The organism is Pedobacter nyackensis, assembly GCF_032678475.1.
Lineage (GTDB): Bacteria > Bacteroidota > Bacteroidia > Sphingobacteriales > Sphingobacteriaceae > Pedobacter > Pedobacter nyackensis_A.
The window spans coordinates 1,367,697-1,394,030 of record NZ_JAVTSF010000001.1 but is presented as its reverse complement, the minus strand read 5'-3'; the positions used below and the strand labels follow the sequence as shown (position 1 = coordinate 1,394,030).

Annotated in this window: 23 protein-coding genes; 11 read left to right on the top strand and 12 right to left on the bottom strand. The window is 38.4% G+C overall.

The features are described from left to right. Window positions 1–9: 9 nt before the first annotated feature. The 3 genes from R2Q84_RS05625 to R2Q84_RS05615 all read right to left on the bottom strand — a co-directional run bounded on the left by R2Q84_RS05625 (window position 10) and on the right by R2Q84_RS05615 (window position 3,939). Complete coding sequence (locus R2Q84_RS05625) at window positions 10–1,287, bottom strand: ABC transporter permease (protein WP_316815552.1); 1,278 nt, start codon at window positions 1,285–1,287, stop codon at window positions 10–12. Beyond that, entirely contained in the window at window positions 1,284–1,913 is a 630-nt protein-coding gene (locus R2Q84_RS05620) for an ABC transporter ATP-binding protein (RefSeq protein ID WP_316815551.1), read from the bottom strand. The genes R2Q84_RS05625 and R2Q84_RS05620 overlap by 4 nt, the downstream gene beginning before the upstream one ends. A 400-nt stretch (window positions 1,914–2,313) precedes the next feature. Beyond that, complete coding sequence (locus tag R2Q84_RS05615; RefSeq protein WP_316815550.1) at window positions 2,314–3,939, bottom strand: ABC-F family ATP-binding cassette domain-containing protein; 1,626 nt, start codon at window positions 3,937–3,939, stop codon at window positions 2,314–2,316. A 90-nt stretch (window positions 3,940–4,029) separates the two neighbouring features. On the opposite strand from R2Q84_RS05615, the gene R2Q84_RS05610 reads away from it, so the two are divergent. The 3 genes from R2Q84_RS05610 (at window position 4,030) to R2Q84_RS05600 (ending at window position 5,709) form a co-directional block, all read left to right on the top strand. Next, the gene (locus R2Q84_RS05610; protein WP_316815549.1) at window positions 4,030–4,587 is read left to right on the top strand and encodes a hypothetical protein; all 558 of its coding nucleotides are present in this window, start codon (window positions 4,030–4,032) and stop codon (window positions 4,585–4,587) included. A 93-nt stretch (window positions 4,588–4,680) separates the two neighbouring features. Beyond that, window positions 4,681–5,259, top strand: a complete 579-nt coding sequence (locus R2Q84_RS05605; RefSeq protein ID WP_316815548.1) for a nitroreductase — start codon at window positions 4,681–4,683, stop codon at window positions 5,257–5,259. A 3-nt stretch (window positions 5,260–5,262) separates the two neighbouring features. Beyond that, entirely contained in the window at window positions 5,263–5,709 is a 447-nt protein-coding gene (locus R2Q84_RS05600) for a 3-oxoacyl-ACP synthase (protein ID WP_316815547.1), read from the top strand. A gap of 46 nt (window positions 5,710–5,755) precedes the next feature. Here R2Q84_RS05600 and R2Q84_RS05595 read toward each other — a convergent pair whose 3' ends face one another. Then, a complete protein-coding gene (locus R2Q84_RS05595; RefSeq protein WP_316815546.1) occupies window positions 5,756–6,652 on the bottom strand; it encodes a polysaccharide deacetylase family protein in 897 nt (298 codons plus the stop codon). A gap of 125 nt (window positions 6,653–6,777) precedes the next feature. On the opposite strand from R2Q84_RS05595, the gene R2Q84_RS05590 reads away from it, so the two are divergent. Continuing rightward, window positions 6,778–9,291: a S9 family peptidase gene (locus R2Q84_RS05590; protein WP_316815545.1), complete on the top strand. Its 2,514-nt coding sequence runs from the start codon at window positions 6,778–6,780 to the stop codon at window positions 9,289–9,291. A 71-nt stretch (window positions 9,292–9,362) separates the two neighbouring features. Here R2Q84_RS05590 and R2Q84_RS05585 read toward each other — a convergent pair whose 3' ends face one another. Further along, window positions 9,363–9,968, bottom strand: a complete 606-nt coding sequence (locus R2Q84_RS05585; RefSeq protein ID WP_316815544.1) for an outer membrane beta-barrel protein — start codon at window positions 9,966–9,968, stop codon at window positions 9,363–9,365. 378 nt (window positions 9,969–10,346) lie between these two features. Here R2Q84_RS05585 and R2Q84_RS05580 point away from each other — a divergent pair, with 378 nt between their 5' ends. Further along, window positions 10,347–11,831 carry a glycoside hydrolase family 130 protein gene (locus R2Q84_RS05580; RefSeq protein WP_316815543.1) on the top strand — a complete coding sequence of 495 codons (1,485 nt, stop codon included), beginning with the start codon at window positions 10,347–10,349 and terminating at the stop codon, window positions 11,829–11,831. Here R2Q84_RS05580 and R2Q84_RS05575 read toward each other — a convergent pair. Both R2Q84_RS05575 and clpB read right to left on the bottom strand, forming a co-directional pair. Beyond that, window positions 11,828–14,098: a glycosyltransferase gene (locus R2Q84_RS05575; RefSeq protein WP_316815542.1), complete on the bottom strand. Its 2,271-nt coding sequence runs from the start codon at window positions 14,096–14,098 to the stop codon at window positions 11,828–11,830. The two genes, R2Q84_RS05580 and R2Q84_RS05575, sit on opposite strands and share 4 nt — an antisense overlap. A gap of 238 nt (window positions 14,099–14,336) precedes the next feature. Next, the gene (gene clpB / locus R2Q84_RS05570; protein WP_316815541.1) at window positions 14,337–16,931 is read right to left on the bottom strand and encodes an ATP-dependent chaperone ClpB; all 2,595 of its coding nucleotides are present in this window, start codon (window positions 16,929–16,931) and stop codon (window positions 14,337–14,339) included. 122 nt (window positions 16,932–17,053) lie between these two features. On the opposite strand from clpB, the gene R2Q84_RS05565 reads away from it, so the two are divergent. Both R2Q84_RS05565 and R2Q84_RS05560 read left to right on the top strand, forming a co-directional pair. Beyond that, a complete protein-coding gene (locus R2Q84_RS05565) occupies window positions 17,054–18,424 on the top strand; it encodes an MFS transporter (protein WP_316815540.1) in 1,371 nt (456 codons plus the stop codon). A gap of 70 nt (window positions 18,425–18,494) precedes the next feature. Next, window positions 18,495–19,100 (top strand): hypothetical protein, encoded by a 606-nt coding sequence (locus R2Q84_RS05560; protein ID WP_316815539.1) that lies wholly within the window; start codon window positions 18,495–18,497, stop codon window positions 19,098–19,100. A 40-nt stretch (window positions 19,101–19,140) separates the two neighbouring features. On the opposite strand, the gene R2Q84_RS05555 is transcribed toward R2Q84_RS05560, so the two are convergent. Both R2Q84_RS05555 and pyrE read right to left on the bottom strand, forming a co-directional pair. Next, the gene (locus R2Q84_RS05555; RefSeq protein ID WP_316815538.1) at window positions 19,141–19,539 is read right to left on the bottom strand and encodes an SRPBCC family protein; all 399 of its coding nucleotides are present in this window, start codon (window positions 19,537–19,539) and stop codon (window positions 19,141–19,143) included. A gap of 5 nt (window positions 19,540–19,544) precedes the next feature. Then, the gene (gene pyrE / locus R2Q84_RS05550) at window positions 19,545–20,204 is read right to left on the bottom strand and encodes an orotate phosphoribosyltransferase (RefSeq protein ID WP_316815537.1); all 660 of its coding nucleotides are present in this window, start codon (window positions 20,202–20,204) and stop codon (window positions 19,545–19,547) included. Between the two features lie 395 nt (window positions 20,205–20,599). Between pyrE and R2Q84_RS05545 the strand changes: the two genes are divergently transcribed. Both R2Q84_RS05545 and R2Q84_RS05540 read left to right on the top strand, forming a co-directional pair. Then, window positions 20,600–21,460 carry an RNA polymerase sigma factor RpoD/SigA gene (locus tag R2Q84_RS05545; protein WP_316815536.1) on the top strand — a complete coding sequence of 287 codons (861 nt, stop codon included), beginning with the start codon at window positions 20,600–20,602 and terminating at the stop codon, window positions 21,458–21,460. 186 nt (window positions 21,461–21,646) lie between these two features. Then, the gene (locus tag R2Q84_RS05540; protein WP_316815535.1) at window positions 21,647–22,270 is read left to right on the top strand and encodes an NUDIX hydrolase; all 624 of its coding nucleotides are present in this window, start codon (window positions 21,647–21,649) and stop codon (window positions 22,268–22,270) included. Here the strand turns inward: R2Q84_RS05540 and coaD are convergent. Genes coaD through R2Q84_RS05525 form a run of 3 tightly spaced genes read right to left on the bottom strand, consistent with a single transcriptional unit; the run spans window position 22,265 to window position 24,089 of the window. Then, window positions 22,265–22,726, bottom strand: coding sequence for a pantetheine-phosphate adenylyltransferase (gene coaD, locus R2Q84_RS05535; RefSeq protein WP_316815534.1), 462 nt, complete (start codon window positions 22,724–22,726; stop codon window positions 22,265–22,267). The two genes, R2Q84_RS05540 and coaD, sit on opposite strands and share 6 nt — an antisense overlap. Before the next feature lie 5 nt (window positions 22,727–22,731). Beyond that, window positions 22,732–23,268, bottom strand: coding sequence for an RsmD family RNA methyltransferase (locus R2Q84_RS05530; protein WP_316815533.1), 537 nt, complete (start codon window positions 23,266–23,268; stop codon window positions 22,732–22,734). After that, on the bottom strand, window positions 23,259–24,089 hold the full coding sequence (locus R2Q84_RS05525) for a DUF3822 family protein (protein ID WP_316815532.1): 831 nt from the start codon (window positions 24,087–24,089) through the stop codon (window positions 23,259–23,261). The genes R2Q84_RS05530 and R2Q84_RS05525 overlap by 10 nt, the downstream gene beginning before the upstream one ends. Window positions 24,090–24,141: 52 nt before the next feature. Between R2Q84_RS05525 and R2Q84_RS05520 the strand changes: the two genes are divergently transcribed. Further along, a complete protein-coding gene (locus tag R2Q84_RS05520; protein ID WP_316815531.1) occupies window positions 24,142–25,584 on the top strand; it encodes an ATP-dependent RecD-like DNA helicase in 1,443 nt (480 codons plus the stop codon). Between the two features lie 20 nt (window positions 25,585–25,604). Beyond that, window positions 25,605–26,294, top strand: coding sequence for an MCP four helix bundle domain-containing protein (locus tag R2Q84_RS05515; RefSeq protein ID WP_316815530.1), 690 nt, complete (start codon window positions 25,605–25,607; stop codon window positions 26,292–26,294). Window positions 26,295–26,334: the final 40 nt, after the last annotated feature.

The following is a 26,334-nucleotide window of genomic DNA, read 5'->3' as shown; positions in this document are numbered from 1 at the left end:
TATGTGCTTTTAATTTTTGGACAATATTTTTGAAATGTTTGAACGGTATGCCTGTATTGCAGGAATTATAGCTGCAAATATACCGATAGCTAACCCGGCAACAAATAGATATATTTCATCGTAAAGTAAAACAAATCCACTTAATTGCGCCTGACTGCTTTCCTGGTTGCTTCCTATAAATTCCAGCGCCAAGTGCCCTAATGCAATACCAATTACAGTACCAGCTAAAGTTAGTATTATACCCTCGGCAATAACAATAATAAATAGTTTGGTTCTCGAAGCGCCAAGCGTACGCATAATTGCCAGGTCGTAATTCCGCTCTTTTAATGAGTTGTATAAGTTTACAAATACACTGATAGCTGCGATTAGCATAATTAATACTGCAAACCATTGTAATGTGTCTACGCCTACGCCGATTAAAGAGAAAAGACGGGTGCTTTCCTGAGCAGGAGAGGCTGCTTGCATGTTGGTAGTTTGATTTACCATTTGTGGGAACATGGCTACAGACATAGGTGATCTGTACTGAATCAGCAAAGATGTTAATTCTCTTGATTCATCAGCTTTTTCAATTTCTTTATGCTGATGTTCGGCTTTGTGATCATGATGTGTTCCATCTGCATGATCATGCCCCTCATGACTATGTTCTTCTGCTTCATGGTCATGATCTTCATGTTCATCGTGCATTTTCCAAACACTGGCTATATTAGTCAGGATCAGGTTATCGGTTACATTCCCCTGTGGTTCAAGTATTCCTGATACTGTATATTGATGACTTTTATGTACATCTGTACTTCCGGTTAATCCATGTGCACCGTAAAAGGTGTCGCCAATTTTCAAACCCTGATTTTTTGCTACCGAAGCACCTATGGTGGTTTCAAAATCTTTCTGCCAGAATTTTCCCTGAGCAGTTTTTAGTTTGTAAAGGCTTACAAAATTAGTGTCAGTTCCTACAATTCGGACTCCGTTGTAGTTGTCGCCTAATGCTAACGGTACTGCGCGTTTAACAAAAGGGCTATGCGCTAATTCCATAGCTGCTTTTAAAGGGATATTCCCGGTTGGAAAATCGATATAATAAATACTGCTTAGTACCAATTGTAGCGGACTGCCTTTAGCGCCTACCACCAGATCTACATCTTTCGAATTATTCTCCAGTTTTTCGCTAATCTGGGTTGACGCCAGTAAAAGAATCGTTAAAATCCCCGTGCCAAAAGCGATTAGCATTATGTTTAAGGCGGCAGATAAAGGTTTAGACCATAAACTTTTCCAGCTTATTTTTAATGGACTCATGTTAATTCGTAAGTGTTTGTAAATGCGTCTTTAACTCTTTTATCGTGTGTGGCAACCACAAGAGTAGCCTGGTTAAGTCCCGATTGTTGCATTAATAATGACAATACTGCTGTTGCATTTTTATCATCCAGGCTCGATGTTGGTTCATCGGCAATAAGTAAAGCCGGTTTATTGATTACTGCTCTTGCTATAGAGACCCGCTGTAGCTGCCCCTGGCTCAATTCATTCGGATATGATTTCTTTTTGTTAGCTATATCAAGTGAACTTAATACTTCATCCACCCGGTTTAAGTCAGCAGGTAAGCCTGCAAAACTTTGTGCTAATACCAGATTTTCAGCAATGTTTAGGCTTTTAATCAAATGCGGGCGCTGAAAAATAATACCAATATTTCTACCCCTGAACTGATCCAGTTCCTTAGACGATAACTTATAAATGGAAGTGCCGTTTATTTGTACATCACCCTGCTCAGGTTTAAGTATACCCGTTAGAATATGCAATAACGTTGTTTTTCCACTGCCAGATTCTCCAAGTAGCAACCATTGGTCGCCTTTGCTGATCTGCCAGTCTTTAAATGATATCTGATGACCACCTGGATAGTCATGAGAAACCGATTTTAATGAAATCATACTGTTATTTCTTTAGATGCTTGTCTATATGTTTTAAACAATGCTTTTTTTCGTGTTTACAGCCCGGGTTAACCATGCTTACAAAAGCTAAAAATACGGCGAAGAGTAGTTTCTTATTCATAATTGTGTTATGTGTCTACGCAAAAATAGCATATGCAATTTAATTGCATATGCTATTCGTGTAAAGTATTTGCTACTACTATTAAAATAAGCTTCGGTCCGTAACATTAACCTAAATATATACGCTACTAACAGACCTGGGAAATATTTTGGTTTAAAACGTTAGTCTGTAACATTAATACAAAATATGCTTTCTACGAACAGACCTGGGAAGGTTTTGCCTTTTTTGCGAAGCAGGCAAAAGATTCCAGTCTGTGAATAGAATGGCTTATTTTGCCGCTTATTTTGAATACATTTGCGCTCTTAATTCAGCAACATCAGGGCTGGAAATATATTCATCATAGTTCATCATCTTATCAATTACGCCTTTAGGTGTAAGTTCAATGATTCTGGTTGCTACTGATTCTGTTAATGCATGATCTCGTGAGGTAAACAAAGCAGTACCTTTAAAGTCTTTTAACCCGTTATTTAAGGCGGTAATAGACTCCAGATCCAGGTGATTCGTTGGCTCGTCAAGTAACAATAAGTTCGCATGTTTCAACATCATCTGAGAGAACATACAACGCATTTTCTCTCCACCTGATAGCACTTTCACATTTTTTAATACTTCTTCACCTGAAAATAACATCCTACCTAAGAAACTTCTTACGAATTGCTCATCCTGGTCGGTACCAGAGTATTCACGTAACCAGTCTACCAGGTTTTCGTCTTTTCCTTCGAAATAAGGAGTATTGTCATTAGGAATATCGGCAACGTTAATGGTTACACCGAATTTAAACTCACCTGTATAGTTTTTCTCACGTTCAGTAAGAATGTTATAGAATGCTGTAGTCGCTAAACTGTTTTGAGATAGTACCGCAATTTTGTCTCCTTTGTTAACCATAAAGCTGATGTTTTTAAACATCACCTCGCCATTTAGGGTACATGATAAATTCTCAACCTGTAAAATCTGGTCGCCAGCTTCTCTTCCTAAGTTATTGAATAAAATCGCAGGGTATTTACGGCTTGAGGCTTTAATCTCAGAAATGTCGATTTTATCCAAAGCTTTTTTACGCGAAGTTGCCTGTTTTGATTTAGAGGCATTTGCACTAAAACGCTGAATAAACTCTTGTAACTCTTTAACTTTCTCTTCCAGTTTCTTATTCTGGTCGCTGCGTTGCTTTAAGGCAAGCTGACTTGACTCGTACCAGAAAGTATAGTTACCAGAATAGATACTCATTTTGCTGAAATCGATATCAACAATATGCGTACAAACGGCATCTAAAAAGTGCCTGTCGTGTGATACAACAAGAACTATATTCTGATAGTCTGCAAGGAAATTTTCCAGCCATGCAATGGTATCGATGTCTAGATCGTTGGTTGGCTCATCCAGTAAAAGGATGTCGGGATTGCCAAATAGGGCTTGTGCTAACAACACACGTACTTTTTGGTTACCGTCTAATTCTTTTAGTTGTTTATAATGATGCTCTTCTTTAATTCCAAGGTTGCTTAACATAGTAGCAGCATTGCTTTCCATGTTCCAGCCGTCCATCTCAGCAAATCTGTTTTCCAGTTCACCTGCACGCTCACCATCTTTATCAGAAAAGTCTTCCTTCAAATAAATAGCATCTTTTTCTTTCATGATGTCGTACAATTCCTTGTGCCCCATCATTACGGTTTCAATTACGCTAAATTCGTCAAATTCATAGTGGTTTTGTTTTAAAACCGCCATACGTTCTCCGGGGGTAAAAGCTACACTGCCTGTAGTCTGGCTCACTTCACCAGATAATATTTTTAAGAAAGTAGATTTACCTGCGCCGTTAGCTCCAATTACACCATAGCAGTTGCCATGCGTGAATTTTAAGTTTACATCTTCAAATAAAGTTCTTTTTCCGTAACGGAGTGATAAATTAGAAACTGAAATCATATTGCTGAAAAATAAGCCGCAAAGGTAATCATAATTTATAAAATGATTTCAACCCTGATTTATTAGTTTTGATATTTAGATTTTTACGCATTGGATAAAGAAGAATTAATAGCACAAATGAATGCGCCAGTCAAATTTCAAATGGTAGCCAGCTCAACTGCAATCATTGAAAGTAACGATCTGGACATTGATGATTTATTTGATATCAGCTTCCATAAAAAGAAGGAGATCGCTTTTAGAGCAGCCTGGATGCTGGAGTACCTTATGACGCACAAACCTGAACAGTTTGCTCCGTATGTGGATAAATTATTGCAATTGTTGTCAGAACAGAAAAATCCTTCGGCAATGCGGCATTATGCAAAAATGGTGGTTTTACTGACAGATAGGAAGGCTGGTCCTATATACAAAGAGATGGCGGTGAACCTGAATTTTGAGCCTGTTATTGAGGTGCTTTTTACCTGGCTGGTTGATCCGGAGACGCTGGTTGCCTCTAAAGTACATTGTATGCAGGCATTGGCAAACTTAACACCGCGTTATGATTGGATTAAGGATGAGCTACTGGAAACTATTGATTATTTGATGGGCATAGAGAGTATTGCTTTCTTTGCCAGGGCGAAAATGGTGAAAAAGCAATTGAAGAGAAAGTAAAGAATTTGCAGCACAAAAGTATTACATGGCTTATACACTTTGGCCGGGTAGAAATTCTATTTTTGCAGATAGAGGCGCTCGATCAGATGAATTATGGAAGAAGAAATAACAATTTTAAGTGATATCATAAAACGCAGGAGAAGCATTTTCCCTGTTAGCTATACCCGGGAGGAGATTCCTGTTGCAGTTATTAAACAGATTTTGGAAAGCGCAAATTATGCACCGACACATAAACTTACAGAACCCTGGAGGTTTATTGTGTTTAGAAACGAAGGTAAGACAAAATTAGGCAACGAACTGGCGCGTTTATATAAAGAAAAAACACCTGCTCATCAGTTTTTGCAGAAAAAATACGACAGCATTATAGAAAAGGCCACGCAATCTAGCTGTGTTATCACTTTGAACGCTCAATTGAATAGCGATAAGGTACCTGAATGGGAAGAACTTGCGGCATTAGCTTGTGCTGTACAAAATATGGCGCTTACTGCTGAGGCCCTTAAAGTCGGTGCTTACTGGAGCTCCCCAGGAATGATTGCAGATTTGAAAGAATATCTTAACTTAGGTAAAACGGAAAAATGTTTCGGGTTATTTTATATGGGCTACCATAACGAAGAACCAAGAGCTGCTAAACGTACACCAATAGAAGAGAAAATTAAATGGGTAGAGTCGTAATTTATGGATAAGGAGCAATTATACCAACTTTGTCTGAGCTTTATTGAACAGAGAATTCAGACCGCTGAAACAGCGCTAACACAGGCCCGAGAGGCTAGTAACGACGATACGAAGAGCAGTGCGGGCGATAAATACGAAACCAGCAGAGAAATGATGCAGCAGGATATTGATCGCAATAAACGGCTGCTGATTGATGCAGAAGAAAACAAAAAGATATTAGAAGCTATTGGGCATGCGGTACCATCTGATAACATCAAGGGAGGGAGTCTTGTTTATACCAATCAAGGTATTTTTTACATCAGCATCAGTGCAGGACAACTGCATGTAGGTGATAAAACAGTATTTGCTATTTCAGCCGCATCGCCAATTGGTAAATTAATGCTGGGCAAGAAAAGTAAGGATAGTTTTAGCTTTAACGGAAAAACTTACCTAATCGAAGATATCGCTTAATATAAAACAGGCTGCATCATTAATATTGATACAGCCTGTTTGTGTTTTAAAAGCTTTTTACTATGCTATTGTGTAAGGTTTTTGGGCTCCAGTATCCGCTTGCAATGATTCTTCTCACAGTAAACAATGGATCATTCTGATCGCGCTTGTCGGCAAGAGAGAAAGCCATTCTGAAACCACGTTTTTTAAGTTCAGGAATACCTTCTGCATTCCACAAGCCAAAAGGATAAGCAAACTCAGTCATTTTCTTTCCAGTAATTTCTTCAAGTTTCTTGGTTGGCTTATCCAGCTGTTCTTCCCAGTCTTTACCCTGGTATTTTTTAAAGTTTTTATGGTCGTAAGTATGACTGCCAATTACATTCCCTTCGTCAGAAAGCTGTTTGATTTGCTCTTTGGTCATATAATCTACAAACTTCCCTTTTTTACCTATGGTAACCGTCATGATAAAATAAACGGCTTTATATCCATATTTTTTTAATGTTGGGGCTGCTACAGTAAATTGGTCCATGTCCGTATCATCAAAAGTAAACATGATTGGTTTAGGAGGTAACGGCGCACCTGTATTTAAATATGCATACAGTTGATCAGGTAAAATAGAGTGATATCCACTGTCTGCCAGCATTTTTATCTGATCTTTAAAGTTTTGGACTTCAACGATATAGTCTTTGCCCACTTTTCCATCTGTGGGTTTCCAATTTCTGACCTGATGGTAGCATAAAATAGGTACTTGTTTGCGGGTCAAAATGGTTTTAGCATCAGCAACTTTTATTTTAGAAACATCAACCTGTTGGGGCTGCCCGCCTTCCATAGTCCCCTGATGTGTAGCAGAAGGTGCAGAAGTACTATCTTTTAAGTCTGAATTTGCCGTACTGGTTTGTGATTTAGACTGACAGCCTGCAGCGAAAATTGCTGCTGTGAGAAAAGGTAAAAAGTGCTTTTTCATAGATCCGTATTTAATACAAAACTAAAAAATCAATTGAATAAAAGATAGCTATCGCATTTATTACAAAGAATTTCCTTTGTGCAAGTTATTAATCAATAATTTTAGCAGCTTAACAATAATTTATAATGAACAAACTATACCTGCCGTTGGCCGCGGTACTTACTGCGCTCTCTATTGACTCTGGTGTAAAGGCGCAAACAAAAACTTATACCATTACTGAAAATGTGCAGCAAGCACCAAAAGCAAACTATCAGCTGGCATCAAGATTTTCGCCTAATAAGCTGAGAAAAATGATTTATTCGACAGCTGTAGATCCACACTGGCTTAAGCTGAGTAACCGTTTTTGGTATGAATATGAAACTCCTGCCGGTAAGGAATGGTATCTGGTAGATCCTGTTGCTAAACGGAAACAGAAAATTTTTGATAATGCGAAACTTGCAGCCGAAATTACTACTATTGTTAGAGACCCCTTTGATGCGCAGCATCTTCCTTTGCAAAATCTTAAATTCTCTGCCGATGAAAAGCAGATTACTTTTGAAATGCAGAGTACAATAGATGAATTGAAAAAAGATCGGAAGGATAAGAAGGCTGCAGATTCTATGCAGAAAAAGATCTTCTATTTCAACTATGATATCGCTAAATCAAAGCTTACAGAGATTCCTAATTATACTAAACCAAAGGCTAAACCTAGCTGGGGTTCTGTAGCGCCCGATTCTTCTGCCATCATTTTTACAAGAAATTATAATTTGTATTGGATGGATAAAGAAAACTACAAAAAAGCTGTTAAAAATGAAGAAGACAGCACTATTGTAGAACATCAGTTGACGAAAGACGGCGTTAAATTCTACCCGTATGGCGGCAATGGAGATGGTGAAAATAATGAAGAAAACGAAAAGAACAATAAAAAGCGGAGGTCGGCTTATGTGATGTGGTCGCCAGATGCTAAACATTTCGTGCTCAACAGAAACGATTCCCGTAAAGTTAAAGATCTGTGGGTGATTAATAATGTTGCTGCGGGGAGACCCACATTGGAAACTTATAAATACCAGATGCCTGGTGAAAAAGAAGCACCGGTAAGTGAAATTCTATTGTTTAATTTCGCAGCTAAAACCTACAAAAAGCTAAATACAGCCGCATTTAAGGATCAGACAGTATCTGTGTGGTCTGCGCCGCTGTTAAATAAAGACCGTGACAATGAGTTCAGACCATCTCTTTGGTTAGGTAATAATAGTAAAGTCTATTTTCAACGTACCAGTAGAGATTTAAAACGCATAGATGTATGTATGGTTGATATCAATACTGGAGCGGTTACTCCTTTGATCGATGAACGTTTTAATACCTACGTTGAAGTAAGCCGTCCCGGGTTGGTAAATGATGGAAAAGAATTGATCCATTGGTCAGAACGTGATGGTTGGGCACACTTTTATCTGTTTGATGGTAATGGTAAGCTTAAGAACCAAATTACCAAAGGTGCCTTCCATTGCGAGGAAATTGTAAATATAGATCAGAAGAACCGCGTGCTTTATTTCACAGCGAATGGTCGTGAAGCGAAAGAAGATCCTTATTATTTGCATTTATATCGTATTAATTTCGATGGAACTGGAATGAAACTATTAAATCCGGGTGATTTTGATCATGCCATAAGCATGAACGATGAGGCCAGGTATTTTGTGAATAATTTTTCGAGAGTAAATACAGTACCTAAATCGGTGTTAATGGATAACAACGGTAAGGTGGTGATGAATCTGGAAACGGCCGACTTTTCTTTACTTATGGAGTCTGGTTATAAGTTTCCTGAGCCATTTAAAGTAAAGGCTGATGATGGTATTACTGATATCTATGGAGTGATGTATAAGCCATTTGATTTTGATCCGGCTAAAAAATATCCGGTTATCGAGTATGTTTATCCTGGGCCGCAGACAGAAGCTGTTAATAAGTCTTTCAGTAAAAGTATGGACAGAACGGAGCGATTGGCCCAATTTGGATATATTGTTGTAACTGTAGGAAACCGTGGAGGAAATCCGGCCCGTTCCAAATGGTATCATACTTATGGTTACGGAAATCTAAGAGATTATGGTCTGGCTGATAAAAAAGCTGCAGTAGAGCAGCTGGCAGATCGCCATCCATTTATCGATGCGACTAAGGTGGGGATTACCGGTCACTCGGGTGGTGGTTTCATGTCTACGGCAGCAATGCTTGTATATCCTGATTTCTTCAAAGTTGCAGTATCTAATGCTGGTAACCATGACAATAGTATTTATAATCGTTGGTGGAGTGAAAAACACCACGGGGTAAAAGAGGTTGTTTCAGCAAAAGGAGATACTACATTTACATATAGTATTGATAAAAACCCGGATCTGGCGAAAAACCTAAAAGGACATTTGTTGTTAATGACTGGCGATGTGGACAATAATGTCCATCCTGCAAATACGATAAGAGTAGCTAATGCATTAATGCGTGCTGGTAAAAGATTTGAATTTGCACTTATTCCAGGACAAAGACATGCTTTTGGTGATTTAACTGAATATGCATTCTGGAAACTTGCAGATCATTTTAACAGGTATCTGATTGGAGATTTTTCACAAACTGAACAGGTGAATATTGTAGAAATGGATAGAGATATCGAACGGAAACGTTAAAAAGAAAGGCCTTTGCAATCGCAAAGGCCTTTTCTAATCAAACTTAACTTAAATTATGAAAATATTTAATCTTAGAAGTGGAACATTACACCTAGTTTAGGGGCGATAGTACTTGCATCTAAGCCAAATGAATCTGCTTTCGCTTTATTTCCTGTAGCTGCATCTTTTACTGTGTAGTTGTTGTAGCCTAGGCCGTCTACAGAAACTTCAATACCTACTCTTTTTGTTGGGTAGAAAGCAAAACCAGGAGCTAACTGAACACCAATTTTAGTAGTGGTACCTAATTTATCACCCACATCACCAGTTACATCGTCTACATTTTTAACGTTTCCAAAAGACATAGGAACTGATAGTTGTCCGAAAAATTTGAACTGATCTGACAAACCTACATAGTAACGTCCGAAAGGAGCTACTTCAAATGATTGTGTTAAGCGTTCTTTGCTTACTTCCTTGTTGTAGTTGTAACCAACTCCGGTACCTATTGCAAAGTTATCGCTGATGAAATATCCTGCCGAAGGAATAATGTTAAATCTTAAATCTGATTTGCTTGCACCTTCAACTTTTGTAGAGTTAAAACCTACGGCGCCACCTACTAATATTTTTCCTTTTTCTGTTTGTGCTTGAGTGCTAAATGCTAATGCTGAAACTGCAACTAATGATAATAATAACTTTTTCATATTTGTGTTTTTTAATTTATAATAAGGTCTTTTAAAATTTTTATATTCTGACCATTGATGGTATATAGTCAATGTGTATGCCAAAGTGTAACCCCTCTGAATCGTGCTTTATGGCAGATTTTTGTAACTCGTTAATCTTTAATAGTATAAAACACTATTCTGACTTCCTTATTATTTTGCTGTGACAATTCAACATAAATTATGACAAATCACCTGCCTTTTAAAATAGACACTCTGACTATTGTTGTAATTTTGTCAGCTATTTAGTTGTCTGTTTTAATGTACATTTTGGCAGTAATATTCTTCTTGTCAGGATTTTTTCTTCGAAAAAATAGAAATTCATAAATCATTGTAGTGTGTTAATGTGTTGTAGATGTTATGAGACTATTGATAGAAAGAAAACCAGTTAAGGTGTATCCTGATCCTAAACGGGTCATAGCAAGATTTTTTTTTAATGGGGAGGACAGGGCCCAGGAGGTTGTAAAGCAGGTGATGGCACTCTCTGACAAAGATGTGTTTGGTCTCATTTCGCCGCTGCTTCAGGAATATTCCAAGCGCCATCGTAACATTACAAAAATCCTTACCCGTCATTGTAAAAAGGTAAAGGACTGTATAGAGCGGGCAGGTTATGATTTTGAAGAGCTTGATAAGTATCAGATGTTATTGCTTGGCTCTTATTTTACGCATGAATACTCCATCGAGTCTGCGGCGTTTTTTAACCCTTCTGTGATCGAAGATCCGGATCAGTCCGATTTAGTAGAAGGAGAAAGAAGATTGATCATTAGTTTTAGGGCGGTAGGTGAGGGACATATCTCTTCGGTAGTATTTAGGCGTGCAATGATTGATCGCAATCATAATATCACGGTAATTCCTGCCGGGAATTATATTGATGAAGCAGAGGTCGTAAAAAATGCGATTTACAACAAGAAATTGTTTTTGAAAAAAGCTGCCGAATCGAGGATAGATATAGATGTTTTGGATGAAGTAGGTACGAAACTAAATGATAAGTTTGATTATGCAACACTTCGGAAAATTATCCTGGATAGTAAGAGTGTGCAGGAAGATGATCTTAAAAAACTGCAATATGATAAGGTCTTATGGTTATCCGATACTTATCATGAGATCAGCTTTTCAAGAGATACAGATATCTCCGATAGGGTACTCTTTCCTATTTCGGAATTTGAACGTAAAGGGATAGAAGATGCCAGGTTCGTCCGATTTGTTAAAGACGATGGAAGCGTAATCTTTTATGCAACGTATACTGCGTTTGATGGTGCCATGATTATGCCTAAACTTTTGCAGACTACAGACTTCTATGATTTTAAAATTAGTCCTTTGCACGGCGTCGGTGCACAGAACAAGAACCTCGCACTTTTTCCTCGTAAAATCAATGGTAAATACGCGATGATGTCGCGCATTGATGGCTGGAATAACTATCTGATGTACTCCGATAAACTTACAGTTTGGGATAATCCGGTAAAATTACAGGCACCGTTATTTCCATGGGAGTTTATTCAAATCGGTAATTGCGGTTCACCTATAGAGACTGAAGCGGGCTGGTTGCTGATTACGCACGGTGTTGGGCCAATGCGGCGCTATTGTCTTGGTGCAAGTCTGTTCAATTTAGACGATCCATCTATTGAAATTGGTCGTTTAAACGAACCACTTGTTATCCCAAATACAGACGAACGTGAAGGTTATGTGCCAAATGTACTTTATTCTTGCGGGGCAATTATTCATGATGGAGAATTGATTATTCCTTATGGTCTTTCAGATTACTGTTCATCTTTCGCTACTGTTAAGATTGAACTTTTACTGGAAAAATTAAAGAGTTCAAGCTGTGTCATTAAACATGAGTCCTAAGTCGACTGAACTGAAGCGAGGTCACTATTTTGAATGTACTCATACTCCATTGCCTTCAGTACAATAAGATGTGATATCCAATAGGCAAGAGTACTTTCTGCGCCTTGATTACGGTTTACTCCCTGTGGTTTTAGTCCATCCCCACAACCCTTGGTTTCATGATCAAATAATGGAAGGTGTAAGCTGTTTTCTCCTAAAAACCACTGATAACATAAGTGCATTTGTTTGATGTAAGTCAGGTCTCTGGTGATCTCGTATGCTTTAAAGTATAAGAGTACCATAGCCATAGTCTCAATAGCCTGTTGATCATATAAAGCCATATCGCCGCTATCTTTATAGAGCCAGCCGTCGTTTCCAACAGGATTTAAGTAGCCATTGCTAAGGGTTTTCAGACTAAGAAACTCCATGCCTTCCAAAGCTATATCTAACGATTCCCGGTCTTTGGTGCCTTGATAATGGCAAAGTAAAGCTAATGGAAGAATGGCATTGTCGTAGGTCATTTTTTCTTCAAACCAATGCCATTGCCCTTTTTTATTTCTGAGGTAGGATTGTTTTAAAGGGGTTGCAAGCTGATCGAACTGCTCCCTGATGTATTCATCATCAGGATGAGATTTGAGGTAGCTCGATAACCCTATCATCGTATTCCCAATTCCACGAAGGTGTTGCAGTTTTTTAAAATGTGGAATAGATTTATCGAAGACTTCTCTGGCAAATTCGCGATAGGAATTGTTTGGCGCATTGTTGATCAGGTATCCTAATGCCCATATCGTTCGACCAAAAGAGTCTTCTGATCCAACTTCATCCAGGTATTCTCTTGTAAAACTCAGGAAGTTTCTAAAACTTCCATCTTCATTTTGCATGTATTGAATGTAGCTTAAGTATACTGGCAGCAATTCGAGTGCAACTTTACTTTTGTTTTGCTGATAGGCCAAAATAGCCATGATCAATGCTCTTGCATTATCGTCGAGACAATAACCTTCCTTAAGATTTGGGATGCCATATTTTGCATGTTGTACAATTCCGGTATCATCGGTCAATCTTTGTATGTGGGCTAAGTTAAAAGAGGGCATGGCATCTGCATCAATGATCTGCAGATTTGTGTCGTCTTTTTCCCGGAGCGATTTGGAAAGTGCTTCTTCCAAAACATCTATAAAAACCTGTCCTGTTGTGGGCCAACGTAAATGAAGTCCATATTCGTAAGCGCTGGCTCTAAGTTCCTGTAGCTTACTTTGGTCATCAAATAATTCATTAACGATATTTGCGAGCGCATCAGCCTCTTTAAAATCAAACAGACGACCTCTGTTGTCGGCAAGAAGTTCCTGTGCGTGCCAGTAGGGAGTTGAAATTACGGCGGCGCCGGCACCTATCGCATAAGATAAAGTACCACTTGTAATCTGTGCTTCATTTAAATATGGAGTGATGTACATGTCGCAGGCTGTCAGGTAATCAAACAGTTGCTGTTCCGAAACGAATTTATTGATAAAAGTAAGGTTTTCTTCTACGTTTAGTTTGCGTGCAAGCCGTTTCAGGCTATCTCGATATTCCTCTCCGGAATTACGGATAACTCCTGGGTGTGTCGTGCCCAATATCACATACATAACGTCCGGGTTTTTAGCTGCTATTTTTGGTAAGGCCTCAATGACTGTTTCCAACCCTTTATTTCTACTGATAAGTCCAAATGTGAACAGTACTTTCTTGTTTTTGAATGGTAAAGATTCTTTTACCGGATTATTTATTGATGGTTCCAGATCGGGAACGCCATGTTCAATTAACTGGATTTTACTAAATGGAATTCCATAAATTCCGGTTAAAAAGCCTACAGCCCTGTGGCTCATGACAACAATCCTGGATGAATGTTTGGCAATTTCCCTAATGATGGTCAATTGCATATAAGTAGGGTCCTTCAGTACGGTATGTAAAATCGTAACCAAAGGTTTTTTTAAGCGTGCAATTAATAGAAGAATATAAACGCCATTTTCACCACCATAAATGCCAAATTCATGCTCCATAATACAGGCATCAACCAGACTTGTATTGATGTAATCAGCTGCCCGGATATAATCCTTTTGGTTTTCCTGCCTGATCTGATACTTGACTTCGACTGGATATTCGTAAGTGTAAAGGTTTTCAGCGTCAGTCATCGCAACCACATAACTGTCTCCAGAAACAGTTGTTTTGTCACAGCTAATTGCGCTGAGGAGATTGTGGTTAAAAGTAGCGATTCCACATTCACGTGGGGGATAGGTTGAAATATAAGCGATTTTCATATTCAATAGGGGTTCTTCCTGTTCTATCAACAATTTTTAAATAGAATTGTTCTCGTTAGCTTTATTTTATTCATGAAAAGTCGAAAAATGTTAAACAAAAAAATGTATTTCTATTAAACTGTTTAATTAATTGTTGGGTTGGTGTGAAAAGAGTTAGATTATTCGCAATAAAAAAGCCCCGAAAGGTTCCAGTCTTAAAGATTTGGAACTTTCGAGGCTTTTATTGGAAGAAACAATCTTATTGATTGTTCAGAAACACGAACTTATGATCGAACATGTCCAGTTTTATTTTGCTGTCTTTATCTACTTTTCCAGATAGGATTTCCTTAGACAATTCATTTAAGATACGTTTCTGTATCACCCGTTTCAATGGACGTGCGCCAAATTGAGGGTCATAACCTAATTCTGCCAACCAGTCCAAAGCATCTGTGGAGGCTTCAATTTCAATACCCATTTCGGCCAGGGTGTCTTGAACGTGTTTAAACTGAAGATTTACAATGTCCCTTAATTCAGTGCGGTTAAGCGGTGTAAACATAATCAACTCGTCTATCCTGTTTAAGAACTCAGGACGAATGGTCTGTTTCAACAATTCAAACAGTTCATTTTTTGTTTTTGCAACCACTTCATCATGATTGTCTTCATTTAAATTCTTAAAATTATCCTGAATCAAATGAGAACCAATGTTAGAGGTCATGATAATAATGGTGTTTTTAAAATTTACCACACGGCCTTTATTATCCGTCAGCCTTCCATCGTCCAGCACCTGTAGCAGAATGTTAAACACATCAGGGTGTGCTTTTTCAATCTCATCTAATAGGACTACTGAATAAGGTTTACGTCGTACTGCTTCTGTAAGTTGTCCACCTTCATCATAGCCAACATATCCCGGAGGTGCACCAATCAGACGTGAAACGGAATGTCGTTCCTGATATTCACTCATGTCTATACGGGTCATGGCATTTTCATCATTAAAAAGGAATTCTGCCAATGCCTTAGCCAGCTCAGTTTTACCTACACCTGTAGTGCCTAGAAATATGAATGAGCCAATTGGTTTACGCTTATCCTGTAATCCTGCACGTGAACGACGAATTGCATCAGATATTGCTTCAATAGCCTCATGTTGTCCGGCTACACGTTTATGCAATTCATTTTCGAGGTTTAATAGTTTTTCCCGCTCACTCGAGATCAATTTCGTTACCGGTATGCCTGTCCATCTGCCTACTACTCCTGCAATATCATCTGCTGTTACCTCCTCCTTAAGCATTCGGCCTTCAGCTTGTTGGTTTTCCAGTTGTGCTTTTAGTCTTTCAACATTATCCTGAGCTTCTTTTATCTTTCCGTAGCGGATTTCGGCTACTTTTCCATAATCTCCGGCACGTTCCGCTTGTTCAGCTTCCAGTTTGTAATTCTCTATCTGTTCAATCTCATTGTTAATGTTGTCGACAAGGTCTTTTTCTCCCTGCCATTTTGCTTTGATCTGATCTCTTTCTGCAGATAGGTTCGCAATTTCTTCTGCTAAAGATTTTACTTTTTTTGCGTCGTTTTCCCGTTTAATAGCCTCACGTTCGATCTCCAGCTGCATGATCTTACGGTTTAGCTCATCTACTTCCTCGGGTACGCTATCCATTTCCAAACGTAGTTTGGAAGCAGCCTCGTCCATTAAGTCGATCGCTTTATCTGGTAAGAACCTGTCGGCAATGTAGCGTTGCGACATTTCTACAGCGGCAATAATTGCTTCATCTTTAATTCGCACTTTATGGTGGGTTTCATAACGCTCTTTTAATCCGCGCAAAATGGAAATGGCGTCTTGTGTATCCGGTTCGTCTACCATAACTTTTTGGAAACGGCGTTCCAGCGCCTTATCTTTTTCCAGGTGCTTTTGATATTCGTCGAGCGTAGTTGCACCTATTGCACGAAGTTCACCACGGGCAAGGGCAGGTTTCAGAATATTTGCTGCGTCCATTGCGCCTTCGCCACCACCAGCACCAACAAGTGTATGGATCTCATCAATAAATAAGATGATATCGCCATCACTCTGTGTTACCTCCTTAACGACCGCTTTTAAGCGTTCTTCGAACTCTCCTTTGTATTTAGCGCCTGCAATGAGCGCACCCATATCCAGTGAGTAAACCGTTTTTGTTTTCAGGTTGGTAGGTACGTCACCTTTAATGATTCTATGCGCAATGCCTTCTGCAATAGCGGTTTTACCAACTCCTGGTTCGCCGATCAGGATTGGATTGTTCTTTGTCCTTCTAGATAAGATCTGGATTACTCTCCTGATCTCTTCGTCACGGCCAATTACAGGGTCCAGTTTACCTGATTCAGCATACTCATTTAAATTGCGTGCGTATTTATTCAAGGCATTGTAAGTAGCCTCCGCATTTTGACCGGTTACGTGTTGATCACCCCTTAAAGCAATAATCGCCTTTTTCAGGTCTTTTTCTGTTACGCCCTGGTCTTTTAAATGTTTAGCTGTATTGTCGTTTACAGAAAGTAAGCCCAGCAGAACATGTTCAACCGAAACAAACTCATCTTTAAATTCTTTTAAATAAGATTGTGCTTTTTGCAAAGCAGAGTTGCTTCCGGAAGTAAGGTACGGACTGCTGCCGGTTACTTTAGGGAATTTCTCTATCTGTGCATCCAATTGTTGATTTAAAACATTCAGATTCACATTTAGCTTCTTTAAAACATAAGAAACTACATTTTCATCAACAGTAAGCAACCCTTTTAAAATATGGGCTGTTTCAATAGCTTGTTGCTGATTGCCTTGAGCTATTTCGGAAGCCTGTTGAATAGCTTCCTGTGCTTTTATCGTGAAGTTGTTAAAGTTCATATCAACTAATAAACAAAGTAAGTGCCTGCTTGTTTTTTAGTTAAAAATCGGAAATTTTGTCGTTGTTTTTTATTTGTTTATGACTTTTTTTCCGGAATCTAATTCTTTACCTTGTTTGTACAATGAACTTAGGGCAGTTTGAATTCGATATCATGCAGCCAGGAAAGAGGGGTGTTGGAGGGAGGGTAAAAGAAATTATGGCTTTTTGTAGCCTTGCATTTACATTATTAATGACTTTAAACTCGGCTAAATTTGCGAACTTCGCGGGCATAAAAATGAGAGAATTTATACGATTATATCTGGATGCTTATAAAGGGCTTTCTACGCCAGCGTGGATGTTGGCCCTGGTGATGTTGATTAATAGGAGTGGGGCAATGGTTATTCCTTTTCTGGGCGTTTACATGGTTAATCATCTAAATTTTAGCCTGGAAGATACCGGTACCGTGTTAAGCTGTTTCGGGGTGGGAGCGGTAGCAGGTTCTTTTCTGGGTGGCTGGTTAACGGATAAGGTTGGGCATTTTAAAGTGCAGCTGACCAGCTTAATTCTCACTGTGCCTATGTTCTTTTTATTGCCTGAGCTAAATACCGTAGTAAAACTGGCAATTGGCGTATTTATGCTGAGTATTATTTCTGAAACGTTCAGACCGGCAAACTCTGTTTCTATTGCATATTATTCAAAACCCGATAACATTATCAGGTCATTCTCTTTGAACAGGATGGCTTTAAATCTCGGATTCTCGATAGGACCTGCGCTTGGAGGTTTTTTGGCAGCAATCTCCTATACTTTTCTATTTTATGGAAACGCAATTGCAGCATTCTTTTCGGCATTGTTGTTTTTTGTTTACTTCCGTAACCGAAAAGGGAATGAAAAGGCTATCGTGCATGAGGAAGTCGCTGAAGATCCGGGCACGAACAGATCGCCCTATAAAGATACGCTCTTTGTGCTTTTTAGTGTGTTGAGCTGTGTATTCGCTATTTGTTTTTTTCAGTTACTGAGCACACTTCCTTTATATTACAGAACAGTCTATAAGCTTACTGAAGCAGATATCGGAGTGATATTGGCCTTTAGTGGGTTGGTGGTCTTTCTGCTGGAAATGTTACTGGTGCATATTGCTGAAAAAAGAATGACAGCAAGAGCTGTTATTGTGTGGGGTACTTTATTATGTGGTCTTTCATTTTTAATCCTTAATCTGACCCATGGAATATGGGTGCTGTATGTCTCTATTTTTGTACTTTGTATAGCTGAAATTCTTGCCATGCCATTTATGGCAACAGTTACTTTGCAACGTTCGTCTTTAAAAACGAGGGGTGCCTATATGGGTGTTAATGCTTTGTCTTTTTCGGCAGCTCATGTGTTTTCTCCTTTTGTAGGAACCCGGATTGCCTCCATTTATGGTTTTGAGACGTTATGGTATGGAACAGCAATTGTGTTGTTGTTAACCGCTATTGGATTTCTTATAGTAATGAAAAAGATGAAACTCGCAGATTTTTAGAATAAATGTAATTTGAGGGGTAACAAATACGGACTTAGGTTGATATCATGTAAACCTAACCCTATATGTTATGAAAAAGCTCATTTCTTCTCTGGCTGGCATTCCTTTTTCTATAATTGCACAGCAGTTTCCTGAAGCACCTATGTGCTTTCATGCCTTAAAAACAGTGTTGTCTTATTTTGTTTTTCAAAATGGCTATAAAACTCTTTTGGCTATGGATATGAAAACGCATGGTTGTGTGTTTCATGCTGAAAAGCTAATTGCTATTACAAAAGTAGGATACCGGAGCTGGAAAGCGGGGCTTTCTTATAGCATCTCATTATGGCAGGTAGGGCAAGACCGGGCATTAAGCACTTGTTTTATAAGTCCGAAAAATACGAATGGAATTGAATTTTTTCCATTAAAGCGACCTGTAGTAATTGAACCTGGTAAAACCTATTATATTACGCGTACTTACTTAGACGTTGATGCGAATGGAGAATTGAGCGATTGTGTGGGATGGTTAAACAGTAAAGAAGGAGGGTATATTTATCCGGTAAAGCAGCATGTAATTACATTAGCCAACGGTTTCTTTAGTGATGATGTAAATCCTTTACAAAGCGATAGCGTGTCTAATATCCGTACAAATACTTTATTGCCTTTTATAGATTTTGAATATACTTTACAATATAAATAATATAAAAAAAAAGGTGCTTTAAGGCACCTTTTTTTTTATATTATTTTAATATTTCAGCTAATCTTTCGGTTTGATGATCTGCTAATTTTTTCAGCGGACCGGCGGCGAGCATTTTCATCATCATGTTCAGATCGGCAGATATGATGTGGGATGCGGTTGTGCCTCCATTACCATTGTCTGCTACCGCCCATTTTAACTCCAGATCAAAAGGAGCTTTTTCCGTTGGAACAGCAATAATCTCTTTGTTTTCAACACGACTGGTTATTTTTATAGCTAGTTTTGCCATGTTTTGTATCGTAAAGCTGGCTTCGTCTTCAGTTGAAGACCAGTTGTAGATATTTTCAGGCATTAATTGCTGGTGGTTATTCATATCTGCTAAAAAAGCATATACTTTTTCTACCGGCAAATTTACTTCAGTTGTACTTTCAATAACTGTCATACTGATCAGGTTAGTTTTTCTAATTCATTAGCCCATTCTGCTGGGTTTCTGCGCCATTTAGTTAAAAGATCAACGTCTTTTTGAGCGATAAAACTGTGTTCAGCAGCATAATCAATTAGTGTATTGTAGTTAGATAAGGTAGCATAACGACATTTTGCAGCAGCAAAATTCTCATCAGCCTGATCAAATCCATAAGTAAATATAGCTACAAGACCTGCAACAGAAAGGCCTGCATTTCTCAACGCATCAACAGCTTGTAAGCTGCTTTTACCTGTAGAGATCAGGTCCTCTATTACAACTACTCTTTGTCCTTCAATAATTTCACCTTCAATAAGACTCCCTGTTCCATGTTCTTTGGCTTTAGATCTGACATACACGAAAGGTAATCCCAGTTCCTGGGCTACCAAGGCACCCTGTGGAATACCAGCAGTTGCAACACCGGCAATTACGTCTACAGAGCCAAATTCTTCCTGTATCAATTGGGTAAGTTTCTGTCTGATGTATGTTCTTACAGATGGATGGGAAAGAGTGATCCTATTGTCACAATAAATAGGGGATTTCCAACCCGAAGCCCAGGTAAACGGGTTGTTAGGTTGTAACTTAATTGCTTTTATTTGTAATAAAAATTCAGCTACCTTTAATTCAATATCACTTTTATTATACATGGCTCAAAAATACAGAATTCTTTACAATTTGTGTTAATACTATGCTAAACTATGTAGTCAGACAGTATATGAAATTGAAGAAAATGCTCGGTTAAATAATTAGTTCCTATGGCTACAAATATCGTTAAATAAATCCGCTGATAAAAGGTTTTTTTGGCTTCACTTGATTATCAGTAGGATAAAGAATTTTTAGGTAGATCGGGATTTGAAGTATATGAACGGTAGCTTTCATTATGAAATTTTGTTTTGCTGCTTTTTTATCGTAGCTCGTGGAATTTAATTCTGTTTTTTATGTTGTTTTACGTGGAACGGCTTGATCTTTTTAGAATGTAGGTCTTTTAGAAAATGTCTTTAGAACTTTGGTTTTTTGGCAATAACAAATGACTCAGCGTTATATGAAAGAAATTAAAATAGAAAGATCCGTTACCAATCGCAGTAGCGATTCAGTTGACCGTTATTTACGGGATTTAGGGAGGTATCCACTGCTCGACGCAGAAGAGGAAGCTATTTTGGCAAAAAAGATCCGTTCGGGTGATGGTGCAGCTTTAGAAAAACTGGTAAATTGTAATTTACGTTTTGTTGTTTCAGTAGCTAAAAAGTATGAGCTGCCGGGCATGTCGCTGGCTGATTTAATTTCGGAGGGAAACATTGGTCTGGTTAAGGCAGCAGAACGCTTTGATGAAACCAAAGGTTTTAAATTTATTTCTTATGCAGTGTGGTGGATCAGACAGGCTATCCTGCACAGCATCGGTTTGCATAAGCGTATGATCCGGCTTCCAATGAACCAATTAAAGACAATTGCTGATTTCTGGAATGTTGGCGATTTGCTGGAGCAGCGTCTGCAGAGGCGGCCTACGTTACAGGAAATTTCAAAATCTATGGAATTGCCCTATGAACGTATTTTCGATTGTTTATCCTATTTGGGTTATACTTATTCATTTGATGGAGCAATTAATGATGATGATCAGGAGTGTAGGGTTCATACAATGGAAGACCCAACGTCGATATGGCCTGACTCGGAACTTGAGCGGGATGCGCTGCGGATCAATATAGAAATGATGATGAATGTGCTTAGTCCACGAGAAAAGGAAGTGATTCGTATGGCTTACGGAATGGGAGGGGGCAGGCCTTTGGAAAATGTCGATATTGGTGAGGTGATGGGGTTGAGTTCTGAAACCATCCGCCGTGCAAAAGGCAAAGCAATGTTTAGACTACGGGAAATAAGTGGAATCGAAATGATGCAGCAGTACCTCTAAATTGAGACTTCTCGCGTATAGAAAATATGATCTGGAAGTAAATAGTTATGTATGGTTTAAATAAACTCTAAGAAATCGAATTATTTTTCCGGTGTAATTCTGTACTTTTAAAATTCGGTTTTTCATCTGTGGAATCTGCGTTAGGATAGTTATAGATAGACCTTTTTAAATTAATAGCCATTTATTATGAAGACTTATAGGATTTACATCAACGACCATACCTTATATATAGCAGCTAACGTACCTGAACTCGTTGAAGAAATAGAGCAATTGACTGTATTGGGTTTTAATTTTCAAACTTTTTACAAACAACTTGGTAATTTGCCAGGTAAATCTTTTTTGCTGTTAACTGAAGATCCGAAAGCAGTATTTACTAAAATTAAAGAAAGCTGCTTGATTATTAAGGCTGCGGGAGGATTGGTCTCAAGTTCAAAAGGGAACTACCTGTTTATTTTTCGAAACAAAAAATGGGATCTGCCGAAGGGGAAAGTAGAAAAGGGAGAGCGAATGAAAGAGGCTGCGGTACGTGAAGTAGAAGAAGAATGCGGTGTGAAGATCAGTACCAATGATGAGAAACTCTGTAAAACCTATCATGTATACACTTTAGGTGCTAAAATAGTATTAAAGAAAACCAACTGGTATCGTATGACAGTGAAAGGCGAGCCAAAACTGGTCCCTCAAAAAGAAGAAGGTATAACCAAAGCAAGCTGGTTAAGCAAAACTGAGCTTGAACCAGTGGTTGCCAATACTTATCCGTCAATTATGGACGTTTTGGAAGCAGGAGAATTATTACCGCAACGCGTTTTATAGGTGTTGGATCGCTTCCTTTGGTAAAAACTTACTTACATCGCCATTGTTGCGCAAAATATCGCGCACAATGGTTGAACTGATCGCCGAATACTCCGGTTTGCTCAATATGAAAATGGTTTCCATTTCAGGCATCATCGTCTGGTTAATCTGTGCTATGGCCCTTTCATATTCGAAATCACCAACAGAACGGATACCCCTTACCATGTAGTTTGCATTGATCTTTTTGCAGAAATCTACGGTCAGACCTTCATAAAGTTCTACCTCTACATTCCTGGTGTCTGCAAATACTGTATTTACAATTTCTTCACGCTTCTCTGCAGATAAAAAGCTTTGTTTTGAGCTATTTAGCCCAATGCCAACAACAATCTTATCAAATAAAGGTAAAGCACGTTTTAATATATCAACGTGGGCGATGGTTATTGGGTCGAATGATCCTGGAAACAATGCAATCTTCATAGCGGTTAATTTTTTTCAAAGAAACTAAAAGAAGAATTTCCATAACGTCTGGTCTCTTTAAAACCAGGTTGGTCCTTCATTTTTAGTAAAGATGGATGTTCTACTATTAACAAACCATTATCAGTAAGTAAGTTATTCTTCATAACCAGTTCCGGTATACGTGGAATGGTTGGTAAATCATAAGGTGGATCCGCAAAAATGATCTGGTAGCTTTGCTGAGGGAGTTCCAGAAATTTAAATACATCTGCTTTTTGTACATCAATTTCTGTCAGATCATATTTACTGATAACAGACTTTACCCAATATACACAACCAGAATGCTTGTCAACTGCGGTAACTTTTTTTATTCCTCTGGATGCAAATTCTATACTTACATTTCCAGTGCCGCAGAAAAGATCGAGGACTTCGCACTCTTCAAAATCGTAAGTATTATATAGAATATTGAACAAAGCCTCTTTGGCCATGTCTGTGGTAGGTCTAACGGGTAAACTTTCAGGGGCATTAAGGCGAATACCTTTTAATTTTCCTCCTATTATTCGCATAAATCAAGGGCTAGCAGACTGCTGTAATAATGAGCAGGCATATCATCTAAAATTTTGTGGTCAATTTCCTCAATAGGAGGTAAATTGAAGTGTATGGTATTGAAGTACTTTTCGATACATTGGTAGTGTTCATCACCAGGATGGATAATCCCACTTATGTGTAGTTCAGCAACTGAGGTGTCAACATTCATCTGACTAATAATCAGCAGCAGGTAGTAGTTAAATTCTTCGGCATTATCAATCTGATAATAATTCTGAAAGATCAATTGCTCTCCAATTGTATAGAGTGCATTGAAAGATGTGGCTGTAAAATCGAGCAGTAGTACTGTTTTGTCATGATGCGATGCCAGTGCTAATGCCGGGGCACTATGTGTGTATAACCTGCAATTTTTTAACGATGTAACAAGTGTATCTTCTGTAAACTGTTGCAGACTGAAGATCGAAGTAAAGCCGAAATTTGTAAAAGGTCTTGTATATAAATTATTGGATTGATCCCCGGTAAAGAACCTGGCGTATTGGTTCAATTGTGCAGGATCATACAAATCATTTGGAATATTTATCGTATTTTCTGTATAGACAGCAGCTTTAATTTCATTAAATGGCAGCGTTAAATAAATATCGTTTTTTAGTCTGGCTGCTAGTGTTGCCGGAACATTATCACATTCCTGTTCATCGTATACTGCTTTAAGTTGTCTGCAGCTCTTGTCAATGATGGCATAAGAGAAACTGTCTGGTGTTATTTTTAACAACAGATCACAATCTGCAGCCGTATTCAGGTCAAATTCCGGATCAACCAGTAGTATGCTGTTTTTATTATCCATATTAGCAAAATTAATCCTTTTTTCTATAAGATCACCATTGCATATTTGTTAAATGGATAAAGCAGCAATTATAGAGGCTTCATATGAATTCAATCCGACAGCAGAACAGCGGGAATTTTGTGAAGAAATGGCCTCTTTTTTATCGCATGACCTGGGTAGTCAGTGTTTTATATTAAGAGGATATGCGGGGACTGGAAAAACTACTTCCGTAGGTGCTTTAGTAAAGGCATTATCAAAATTTAAATTACGTTCCATATTGTTAGCACCTACAGGAAGGGCGGCAAAGGTAATGAGTAATTATACGGGTAAAAAAGCACTGACAATTCATAAGAAAATATATAGAAAGCGTTCGGCAGTAGCCACCGACCTGTCTTTTCAAATTGCGCCCAATCTGGCTGAGCATACCTTATTTATTATTGATGAGGCATCGATGATTGCCGATGAATGGATTACCCATACAGGATCTTCTTTTCTGAAAGATCTGATGGAATTTGTTTACAACGGGAAGAACTGTGCTGCTGTATTCGTTGGAGATACAGCACAATTGCCACCAGTAGGAAGTATTGATAGCCCAGCTTTAAATGCGGAGTATATGGCTGCAAATTTTGGTATGATGGTTAAAGCTGTAGAGCTTAAGGAGGTGGTAAGGCAGGAAAAGAAATCAGGTATCCTGGCAAATGCGACTATGCTTAGGAGTTTGATCAATGAGCTGGAAATGGAAGATAACGGAGAAGTGGTTTTGCCGAAATTCATTACTAAAAATTACAAGGATATTTTCAGGATGACCGGCGTAAAACTAGTTGAAGGATTAGAGTATGCCTATAGTAAATTCGGAATTGAAAATTCGCTTGTTGTTTGCAGATCTAACAAGTCGGCCAATGTGTATAACCAGCAGATCCGTGCGCGTTTACTTTACCGGGAAGAAGAACTCACTGGTGGAGATCAGATTATGGTGGTGAGGAATAATTATTTTTGGCTGCCTGAAAATGAATCAGCAGCTTTTATCGCTAATGGTGATATGGCCAAGGTGCTTAGGGTAAGGCGCACAGAAGAAAGGTATGGTTTTCGTTTTGCTGAAGTACAGCTGGAGTTCCTGGATTTTCCTGACGTTGGATCCGTAACCTGTAAAGTAATGCTCGATACGCTAACCATAGAAGCGCCTAATTTGTCCTACGAGCAGAGCAACAAACTGTTTGAAGAACTTAATCTGGACTACGAGCACATTAAAAATAAAAAAGAAAGATTTACTGCAATTAAAGAAGATCCTTATTACAATGCCCTGCAAATTAAATTTGCTTACGCTGTAACTTGCCATAAAGCCCAGGGAGGGCAGTGGGATGCTGTATTTGTAGATCAGGGATATTTAACGGACGAAATGGTAGATATGGATTTTTTAAGATGGCTATATACTGGGGTCACAAGAGCGAAAAGAGAATTATTTTTAGTAAATTTTGCAGCTAATCTGTTTTTAGCTCCTGCCGAGGATCAATACTAACTATTAAAATAAAAGACTATATGAGATTTGCATACTCTGTAAAACAAAAAATGAAGATCGCGGTATTGTTGTTCTGCATCATGGCATGCACCATACTAATCAGGTTTTTAGAAGATAAAAGTGTGAAAAGTATGAACAAATCTTTTGTGTCGTTATACAACGACAGACTGATACCAGCTACTGACCTTTTTTATATTGCAGAATATGTTGATCAAAAACGTTCTTTAGTAGAAGAGGTTTTTTATTCTTCAACTACGCAAACATTTAATGAAGCAGATTTGAAGCAAAAGCTGGACAGAATAAATGTTTCGATTGACTCTCTGATTAAAGATTATGAAAAAACCTTTCTGGTAAAACAGGAAAAACTAAAAATCACTGAACTTAAAGCTTGGTTAGCCGGGCACAATAGGATAGAAGACAGGCTTTTGAATGCGGCCTCCGTACAAGGACTGGAGAAGGCCAGAATGATGTATCAGACTTTCGGCCGAAATGCACCTGGTGAGATCATTCAGAAGCTATCGGAATTGATGCGAATTCAACGGCAGGTTGGCGAAGAGCTAACAAAAGATACTGCATTTATGGTTTCGGGAAATAAAATTTACTCGAGCTTCCAGTTGGTGTTAGCTATTCTTATTGGTATTTTAATTGTGGGAATCGTTTTTACATCCAATGTGGTTAAAATAAGCAATGATAAATTTAATCTGAATTAGTCTGTCGAAACAATAGGTTACTCTATGTGGTTGAAATATA

Coding starts and splice junctions, on each gene's coding strand:
- R2Q84_RS05625 (WP_316815552.1), bottom strand. CDS start 1,287: ATGAGTCCATTAAAAATAAGCTGGAAAAGTTTATGGTCTAAACCTTTA.
- R2Q84_RS05620 (WP_316815551.1), bottom strand. CDS start 1,913: ATGATTTCATTAAAATCGGTTTCTCATGACTATCCAGGTGGTCATCAG.
- R2Q84_RS05615 (WP_316815550.1), bottom strand. CDS start 3,939: ATGATTTCAGTTTCTAATTTATCACTCCGTTACGGAAAAAGAACTTTA.
- R2Q84_RS05605 (WP_316815548.1), top strand. CDS start 4,681: ATGGAAGAAGAAATAACAATTTTAAGTGATATCATAAAACGCAGGAGA.
- R2Q84_RS05600 (WP_316815547.1), top strand. CDS start 5,263: ATGGATAAGGAGCAATTATACCAACTTTGTCTGAGCTTTATTGAACAG.
- R2Q84_RS05595 (WP_316815546.1), bottom strand. CDS start 6,652: ATGAAAAAGCACTTTTTACCTTTTCTCACAGCAGCAATTTTCGCTGCA.
- R2Q84_RS05590 (WP_316815545.1), top strand. CDS start 6,778: ATGAACAAACTATACCTGCCGTTGGCCGCGGTACTTACTGCGCTCTCT.
- R2Q84_RS05585 (WP_316815544.1), bottom strand. CDS start 9,968: ATGAAAAAGTTATTATTATCATTAGTTGCAGTTTCAGCATTAGCATTT.
- R2Q84_RS05580 (WP_316815543.1), top strand. CDS start 10,347: ATGAGACTATTGATAGAAAGAAAACCAGTTAAGGTGTATCCTGATCCT.
- R2Q84_RS05575 (WP_316815542.1), bottom strand. CDS start 14,098: ATGAAAATCGCTTATATTTCAACCTATCCCCCACGTGAATGTGGAATC.
- clpB (WP_316815541.1), bottom strand. CDS start 16,931: ATGAACTTTAACAACTTCACGATAAAAGCACAGGAAGCTATTCAACAG.
- R2Q84_RS05565 (WP_316815540.1), top strand. CDS start 17,054: ATGAACTTAGGGCAGTTTGAATTCGATATCATGCAGCCAGGAAAGAGG.
- R2Q84_RS05560 (WP_316815539.1), top strand. CDS start 18,495: ATGAAAAAGCTCATTTCTTCTCTGGCTGGCATTCCTTTTTCTATAATT.
- R2Q84_RS05555 (WP_316815538.1), bottom strand. CDS start 19,539: ATGACAGTTATTGAAAGTACAACTGAAGTAAATTTGCCGGTAGAAAAA.
- pyrE (WP_316815537.1), bottom strand. CDS start 20,204: ATGTATAATAAAAGTGATATTGAATTAAAGGTAGCTGAATTTTTATTA.
- R2Q84_RS05545 (WP_316815536.1), top strand. CDS start 20,600: ATGAAAGAAATTAAAATAGAAAGATCCGTTACCAATCGCAGTAGCGAT.
- R2Q84_RS05540 (WP_316815535.1), top strand. CDS start 21,647: ATGAAGACTTATAGGATTTACATCAACGACCATACCTTATATATAGCA.
- coaD (WP_316815534.1), bottom strand. CDS start 22,726: ATGAAGATTGCATTGTTTCCAGGATCATTCGACCCAATAACCATCGCC.
- R2Q84_RS05530 (WP_316815533.1), bottom strand. CDS start 23,268: ATGCGAATAATAGGAGGAAAATTAAAAGGTATTCGCCTTAATGCCCCT.
- R2Q84_RS05525 (WP_316815532.1), bottom strand. CDS start 24,089: ATGGATAATAAAAACAGCATACTACTGGTTGATCCGGAATTTGACCTG.
- R2Q84_RS05520 (WP_316815531.1), top strand. CDS start 24,142: ATGGATAAAGCAGCAATTATAGAGGCTTCATATGAATTCAATCCGACA.
- R2Q84_RS05515 (WP_316815530.1), top strand. CDS start 25,605: ATGAGATTTGCATACTCTGTAAAACAAAAAATGAAGATCGCGGTATTG.